9 protein-coding genes and 1 pseudogene are annotated in these 7,101 nt (G+C 63.8%); 8 read left to right on the top strand and 2 right to left on the bottom strand.

What is annotated here, in order from left to right; all coding sequences use genetic code 11:
- From VMJ11_RS11515 to VMJ11_RS11490, 6 genes and pseudogenes are all read left to right on the top strand, one after another.
- Positions 1–174, top strand: a pseudogene (locus VMJ11_RS11515) (threonine ammonia-lyase, biosynthetic); the annotation flags it as partial.
- 182 nt (positions 175–356) lie between these two features.
- The gene (locus tag VMJ11_RS11510) at positions 357–1,346 is read left to right on the top strand and encodes an ABC transporter substrate-binding protein (protein WP_325619540.1); all 990 of its coding nucleotides are present in this window, start codon (positions 357–359) and stop codon (positions 1,344–1,346) included.
- A gap of 31 nt (positions 1,347–1,377) precedes the next feature.
- A complete protein-coding gene (locus VMJ11_RS11505; protein ID WP_325619539.1) occupies positions 1,378–1,617 on the top strand; it encodes a hypothetical protein in 240 nt (79 codons plus the stop codon).
- Complete coding sequence (locus VMJ11_RS11500; RefSeq protein WP_325619538.1) at positions 1,605–2,351, top strand: ABC transporter permease; 747 nt, start codon at positions 1,605–1,607, stop codon at positions 2,349–2,351. The genes VMJ11_RS11505 and VMJ11_RS11500 overlap by 13 nt, the downstream gene beginning before the upstream one ends.
- On the top strand, positions 2,348–3,061 hold the full coding sequence (locus tag VMJ11_RS11495) for an ATP-binding cassette domain-containing protein (protein ID WP_325619537.1): 714 nt from the start codon (positions 2,348–2,350) through the stop codon (positions 3,059–3,061). The genes VMJ11_RS11500 and VMJ11_RS11495 overlap by 4 nt, the downstream gene beginning before the upstream one ends.
- Positions 3,062–3,219: 158 nt before the next feature.
- Positions 3,220–3,573 (top strand): DOPA 4,5-dioxygenase family protein, encoded by a 354-nt coding sequence (locus tag VMJ11_RS11490; protein WP_325619536.1) that lies wholly within the window; start codon positions 3,220–3,222, stop codon positions 3,571–3,573.
- A 59-nt stretch (positions 3,574–3,632) separates the two neighbouring features.
- On the opposite strand, the gene VMJ11_RS11485 is transcribed toward VMJ11_RS11490, so the two are convergent.
- Positions 3,633–4,991: an MFS transporter gene (locus tag VMJ11_RS11485; protein WP_325619535.1), complete on the bottom strand. Its 1,359-nt coding sequence runs from the start codon at positions 4,989–4,991 to the stop codon at positions 3,633–3,635.
- Between the two features lie 237 nt (positions 4,992–5,228).
- On the opposite strand from VMJ11_RS11485, the gene VMJ11_RS11480 reads away from it, so the two are divergent.
- Positions 5,229–5,561, top strand: a complete 333-nt coding sequence (locus tag VMJ11_RS11480; protein WP_414694367.1) for a hypothetical protein — start codon at positions 5,229–5,231, stop codon at positions 5,559–5,561.
- A gap of 505 nt (positions 5,562–6,066) precedes the next feature.
- Here the strand turns inward: VMJ11_RS11480 and VMJ11_RS11475 are convergent.
- Positions 6,067–6,504 (bottom strand): hypothetical protein, encoded by a 438-nt coding sequence (locus tag VMJ11_RS11475; RefSeq protein WP_414694366.1) that lies wholly within the window; start codon positions 6,502–6,504, stop codon positions 6,067–6,069.
- A gap of 143 nt (positions 6,505–6,647) precedes the next feature.
- On the opposite strand from VMJ11_RS11475, the gene VMJ11_RS11470 reads away from it, so the two are divergent.
- Positions 6,648–6,878: a hypothetical protein gene (locus VMJ11_RS11470; protein ID WP_325619541.1), complete on the top strand. Its 231-nt coding sequence runs from the start codon at positions 6,648–6,650 to the stop codon at positions 6,876–6,878.
- Positions 6,879–7,101 lie beyond the last annotated feature (223 nt).

The raw sequence follows: 7,101 nt of genomic DNA, 5'->3' as shown, positions 1-7,101 counted from the left end.
TGGAACATTAGCCTCTTCCACTACCGCAACCAGGGCGCTGACTACAGCTCGATTCTCGTGGGCATCCAGGTGCCGGCGGCCGAGGACACCGAGTTCCGGCGCTTCCTTGCCACGCTCGGTTATCCGCATTGGGAAGAGACGTACAATCCGGCGTATCGGTTGTTCCTGCAATGAAATGATCAGTTGTCCCACAAGCCAGGACGTCTGCATCTGATCAGCATAAACATCGGAAGGCGTGCAGGAAAACACCAGGCCCGGCAAAAGTGCGCGTCAGTATCCTGACCCACTGCTGCCGGGCGTCGTCGCCTCGGGAAGATTGGGCGCCGTGCGTCGGACTCACCACGAGGACGACAAACATGTTGCGCATCGTTTTCCGTTGTCTGATGGCTGTTTCCACGATCACTGTCGTTGGCCTTTGCATGCTCCCAGGCGCGGCGCAAGCGGATGCGGCGCATCCCATCGTCGCGTTGCTACCCGGTGTTACGGATCCTTTCTATTTCACGATGCATCGCGGCGCCGAACGTGCGGCCAAGGAAGAAAACATCGAGTTGCTGTTCCAGGTGCCGAAGGCCTGGAACACCACCGAGCAGGTGCCGATTCTGAAAGCGTTCATCGCGATGCACCCTGACGTGCTGCTCGTTTCTCCTGTCGACAAGCAGCAGCTCATCGGTCCGCTCAAGGAAGCCGCCGACGCAGGTATCAAGGTCATCACCGTCGACACCTATATAGGCGATGGCCACTATCAGACCGGCAAGGGCGACGCCGACTTCCCGCTTTCGTATATTGCTTCGGACAACCTGGAAGGTGGCCGCGTGGCGGCGCGCTCGCTCGCCAAGGCGATTGGCGATAAGGGCACCGTCTATTGCGAGAACAACAAGCCGGGCATCTCCAGTACGGATGCGCGCGCACAGGGTTTCACGGAGGAGATGAAGAAGCACCCCAACATCAAGGTGCTCGAGACACAGTACAACGAGGACGACGCCAACCGCGCCGCCTCGCACGTGGCCGCGGTGCTCGCGCGCAATCCCGATCTGGCGGGCGTGTTCGGCGCCAACACGTTTTCGGGCGCCGGGGCGGCGCAGGGCGTGAAGAATGCGGGCAAGGAAGGCGTGGTCAAGGTGGTCAGGTTCGATGCCGTGCCGGGCATCGACGAGCAGATCAGGAGCGGCCTCGTCGATATCGCCATTGCGCAGCTTCCCGATCAGATGGTCTACGACGCCGTGAAGTTCGCCGCGAACTCGATTCACGGCAAGAAGATTCCCACCTACAAGGGCACGGGCTTCGTCGTGCTCGACAAGTCGAACATCGACAAACCGGAGATGAAGCCGTACATCTACTCGAACTGAAGCGTTCAGCCGAGGCCCTCACGACCCTGACATGAACGACAAACGACTCGACCGGATCGCATTCGTCAGCAAGGTCTGGCCGTGGCTCTTTCTCGCCACGCTGCTTGTTTTCTTCGAGGCATGGGCGCGCATATCGGCGCATCGCTCGTTCGTGTTCAACGCGTACAACCTGCAGTCGATCGGGCTCGCCGCGAGCGCGCCGCTTCTGCTCGCCATCGGCCAGACCTTCGTGATCGTCACCGCTGGCATCGATCTTCGGTGGGCTTCGTGATGGGCCTCGCGGCGGTATGCGTCGCGCAGTTCACGATTCCCGGCGGCGATTCGCCGTGGGTATTGCTGATAGCGATTCCGCTCACCTTTCTCGTGTGCCTGATTCCGGGCCTCGTCAATGGCGTGCTGATTGCACGGCTCGGCGTGCCCGCCTTCATCGGCACACGCGGCATGTATGGTGTCGCGCGAGGCGCTGGCTTTCTCGCCGCGGGCAGCGGCATGACCCTCTCCGTCAACAACTCCGGGCTCGCATGGCTCGGCAGCGGCTGGACACCCGTGATTCTCACGGTCGTGCTGCTCGCCATCATGCATTTCGTGCTCTCGCAAACGCGATTCGATCAGTACGCCTATTCGATTGGCGGAAATCCGCAATCCGCCATACGCGCGGGTGTCAACGTGCGCCGCCATCTGTTCGCGATTTACCTGATCGCGGCGGCTTTCGGGGCAGTCGGCGGCATCGTCTACACGGCGCGGTTTGCCGCGGGCGCCGCCAACGCCGGTGAGCCAATGCTGCTCGATTCGATCGCGGCGGTCGTGATCGGAGGCGCGAGTCTCTTCGGCGGTACGGGCAATGTCATCGGCACGCTGATCGGCGCGCTCATCATCGCCGTGATCGAATTCGGGCTCGTGTTCATCGATGTCAATGCGTTCGGGCAATTCATCGTGGTCGGCGTCGTCATCATTCTTTCCGTCCTCATCGACCAGTACAAGGAACGGCTCGGAGGCGCGCAATGAACGGCGCGAGCGCCACGCCGATTCTCGAGGCGCGTGACGTCTCGATCCGTTTCGGCGGGGTGGAGGCGCTCAGGCGCGTCTCGCTGCAACTCATGCCTGGCGAGGTGCTCGCGCTCGCGGGCGACAATGGTGCGGGCAAGTCGACGCTCATCAAGATTCTTTCGGGCGTCTATCGTGCCGATGCGGGCGAACTCCGGTTCGATGGCCATCCGCTGCAACTGCGCGACCCGCAGGACGCGCGTGCACAGGGTATCGAGACCATCTATCAGGATCTCGCGCTTGCGGACAATCTCGATGTGGGCAGCAACATCTTCCTCGGCCGCGAGCCCACGCGAAGCCGCTTTGGCCTCAAGGTGATCGATCGGCCGCAGATGGCGCAAGTCGCGCGCGAAGTGCTGGAGCGGCTCGATATCGTGATTCCGCCGCGCAAGCTGGGCGGCCCCGTGAAAATGCTTTCGGGCGGCCAGCGCCAGGCCATCGCGATTGGCCGCGCGATCTACTGGAACGCGCGCGTGCTCATCATGGACGAACCCACTGCGGCGCTCGGTGTGCCCGAGCAGCGCAAGGTGATGGAGCTGATCCGCGGGCTCAAGGCGCAGGGCGTGGCCGTGATCCTCATCTCGCACAACCTGCACGACATTTTCGCTGCGGCCGAGCGCATCGTCGTGCTGCGGCGCGGCGAAGTGGCGGGAGAGCGGCGCCTGGCCTAAACCGACGGCGATGAAGTCGTACGTCTGATGGTAGGCGACACGTATTCAAATGGCGCGAGCGGCGCGCACTGAAGCGCGTTGTTGCGCGCGTGCCTGCGCGCCGGGTGCGATTCGATGGACAATGACGGCTCGTACCTTCGCCACGTCCTGTTTCCGCCATGAACTACCTCGACCCCGCCGATATCACGAGCTGGCACGCACACATCTACTTCGACGCGGCGACGCGCGACGCCGCCTGGACCCTGCGCGAAGCGATCGAAGCCCGCTTCGGCGAGCTCGTGCAGATCGGGCGTTTCCATGAACGTCCGGTCGGGCCGCATCCGATGTGGTCGTATCAACTCGCCATTCCACGCGAGCGTTTCGTCGCGGTCGTCGAATGGCTCACGCTCAATCACGGTTCGCTCGATGTGTTCGTGCATCCGAACACGTCGGATGCACTGCGTGACCATCGCGACGCCGCCGTGTGGATCGGCCATTCGCACACGCTCAATCTCGGCGCACTCGGCGGCTGATTCCTCAGCGGAATGGGCCGCCATGCGCCCTCGTGCGACGTCTTTCCATCCAGCGCGCCTCAGTGCCCGAACGACTCGGTCTTCGCACCCGCTGCGCCGCTCGCCTGCGGACGCGCGGCCTGCTTGACGAGCAGCGCCGCACCGGCGACGAGACCGGCAACGGCGACCGTCGCGAAGATGCCCGCGAACGTGAAGTGCCGGCGCGTCAGCTCGGCAACGAGGAACGAACCTGCAATGCCGCCGAAGCGACCGATACCGAGCATCCAGGCAACGCCGGTGCCGCGCCCTTGAGTCGGATAGAACGCGGCGGCGAGCGCAGGCATCGACGATTGCGCCGTGTTCATCAGCACGCCGGCCACGAACACCACGAGCACGAGCAGGCCCACGTTGCCCACCGCCTGGCCGATGTACCACACTGAAAGCGCGGTCAGGGCGTAGCATGCGGCGATGATCCGGTTCGCGTTGAAGCGGTCCATCAGCACGCCGCAGAGCACCGCGCCCACGCCGCCGAGCGGAAAGAGAGCGGAGATCAGCGTGGCGCGCTCGGGCGCGAGGCCGGCGTCCTTGAGCAGAAGCGGCATCCAGTTGATCGACGCGTAGAAGATCACGAGCCCCATGAAGTACGCGATCCACAGCATCACCGAGCCGATGAGGTAGGTCGACGAGAGCACGACGCCCAGGCCCTTGCTCTGCGTCTGCGGGGCGTTCTCGGTCATCGTGAACACCTGTGCGTGCGCGGCGTCGGGCGAAATGCGGGCGAGCGCGGCGCGAATGCGTTCGGTGGGACGATGGTTCGCAATCATGTAGCGCACCGATTCAGGCATACGCAGGAATAGCGGCACGGCAAGCACGAGCGGCGTCACACCGCCGAGCATGAGCACGCTGCGCCAGCCGAAATGCGGAATCATCCACGCGGCGAGAAAACCGCCGAAGGCCGCGCCGAGCGGGAAGCCGCAGAACATCAGGTTGATCACGGTGGCGCGGCGCTTGTCGGGACAGAACTCGCCCATCATCGTGACCGCGTTGGGCATGGCTGCGCCGAGGCCCACGCCGGTGACGAAGCGCAGCCACGTGAGCTCTTCGATGCTGGTTGAGAACGCCGAAACGAGGCATGCCGTGCCAAACAGCAGCACCGAGCCGAGCAGCATCGAGCGGCGCCCGAGGCGGTCGGAGAGCGGTCCGGAGATGAGCGCGCCGCAGGCGAGGCCGAAGAGCGCTGCGCTCAGCACGGGCGCGAGCGCGGGTTTGGAAATGCCCCATTCGCCGAGCAGCGAGGGGGCGATGAAGCCGATCGCGGCCGTGTCGAAGCCGTCTAGCAGGACGATGATGAAGCACATCGCGAAGATGAACCACTGAAACGGCGAAAACGGATGTTCGTTGAGGAAGGTCTGGATGTTGATGGCGCGTGGGCGATCCATGATTTTGTCTCCTGTGTCGGTCGGGCTTGGCGCTTTAGCGCGCACGCCGATCTCATGCATGGCAGTGAATCACGCCTGATGCTTTTGCGCGATCCCATACAAAGTTGTCGTTGTGTCGGCCCGCTTTCTCTCGTTTGGCTTTCAACGTGGAATAGTAACCGCAACGCAGTGTGTACTGGAACCCGTAGTTTGGCGCGCGCGCCGTCCGTCTGCTAGCCTCAAGGGAACACGGCGAGCATGCGCCGCAAGGAGTTCGAGATGAAGCCTTTTCTTGCATACACGCCACTGGCCTCCCTCGTGGCCTGTGCGATGCTGGTCGGCGCGCCCGGGGGCGCGCTTGCGCAACTGGCGCCTCTTGATGACCTTCACGCGCCGCAGAACGGTCTTGCGCTGATGCCGAACGCCCCGGCCGGCAGCGAATATCCGACCCATGGCAATCGCCAGGCTGGCGAACTGCCGGTTGGCCCGACGGATCCACGGGGGCAACTCGCAAACGGGCAGCCGAATAATGCCGAGGCGGGCGGCTATGGCGCGCCATTGGCGGGCGTGCGCAACGCATCCGGCATGTGAGCGCGCTGTGCGCTGTGTCACGGTCTTTTCGGCAGCCTGGCGAACCCGGTTTTGAGCGTTTCGCCGGGGGCGAGCGCGATGCCGCCTGCGTCGACGCGCCGGGTGCGAGGATGTTCGCCTGCGGGGTTGTCCGGTGCACCGGCGGGGGGCGCTGCTTGTGTCTCAGCTCGATTCGGGATTGGGCGGGATGGGCACCGCTATGAATTGCAGTCGATCGCTGTTGCCGTGGTTGGCGGCGTGTCGCTCGCGGGCGGCCTGGGGACGGCGCATGGCCCTCCGCCGGCGGGGTGCTGCTCGGCGTGATCGACCAGGGCGGCAGGCTGAGTCCTGAGTATTGATTAGAACCTCGCGAGTGGCGCGCGCCTGATCGAGGCGGTGATCGCCCAGACCGTATTGACCGTCCGGAGGCACGGCGCAGGCTGCGACGTAACGGGGCGCTGACCTGTGGCGATTGACGTTACCGGGTGGGTGCGTGTAGCCCAAAGGCGCCTGGTTAAAGGTCAGCCTATTCGTGCGAGACGCTGAGTTTCACCCGCGCCGGGCCGTCGACCTGCGCCGCGATCTCTGTGCGGTTGCCGCGTGTTCCCAGATAGAAATGCTGGCGGCCCGGCGAGTTCACATCGTGCGTCGCATTGGGCAGGCAGGCGGCGATGTCGGCGCCTACTCCTTCCAGCGCGTTCGTACCCGAACCGGCGTCGCGCACGCTCCACATGCACTGATAGTTTGCGCCAGTCGCCGTGCATTGCGCGTCGTCGCCATAGGGCTGGGCGACGGCGCGTCCGTCGTCGGGACTCAGCGAAGCGAAATGCTGCGGCGCGGCCGCGACAATGCGCTTGAGTGCCGCGCAGGGGCTTGCGCTATCGTCCGCGTGGGTGCAAAGCGGGATACCTTGCATGGCGATAGCCGAGCACAGCGCGATGATCCGGGTAAGGGATGGGTTCATGCCGTATCCGCTGCGTGAGAGCAGCGCCTCATCGTGGGAAGTGAGTAAGCTGCTGCAAGCGGCGTGCCGGGAACGGCCTTTGCAGATTGGCGCGAGAGCACTCACCACGAGGAGAGGACGCCATGACGAAAACGCTCAATAACATGATGAAAGCGGGTGCACTGTTGGCGGGCCTGACGTCCGCACTGGCAGGCCACGGAGCGTCGCACGACGAGCAGGAGCACGCATGCCGTGGCGATGCGTTTCACTTCTGTGCGAGTGAGATCCCGAACAAGGAGAAGATCACGGCGTGCATGAAGCAGCACTATGATGAGCTCTCGCCTCCGTGCAAGGCGATGTTCAAGCGGCCGGCTAAGGACGGATCGAAGACGTGAGCGTTCGTGTCGCGCCGTGCGAGTAGGCGCTGTATGCCTCTCTTTATTTACTCGATGAAGAAGGGCTTGCAGGTTCGCGAAGGGAGCGCTAAGATTCGCCCCCTTCGCAGTTCGATGTCAGTGATGTCCGACACGCGAAGGCCGCCGCGGAAACCGGCGGGGGCCTTGATCAGCAGCTTTTCAGCGGTGACGCAAAAAAGAGGTTGACGAAGCGAAAAAGATT

Source organism: Paraburkholderia sp. (genome assembly GCF_035501035.1).
Taxonomy (GTDB): Bacteria; Pseudomonadota; Gammaproteobacteria; order Burkholderiales; family Burkholderiaceae; genus Paraburkholderia.
Note: the sequence above shows the minus strand (reverse complement) of the source record. Positions and strands in the feature narration are given on the sequence as shown.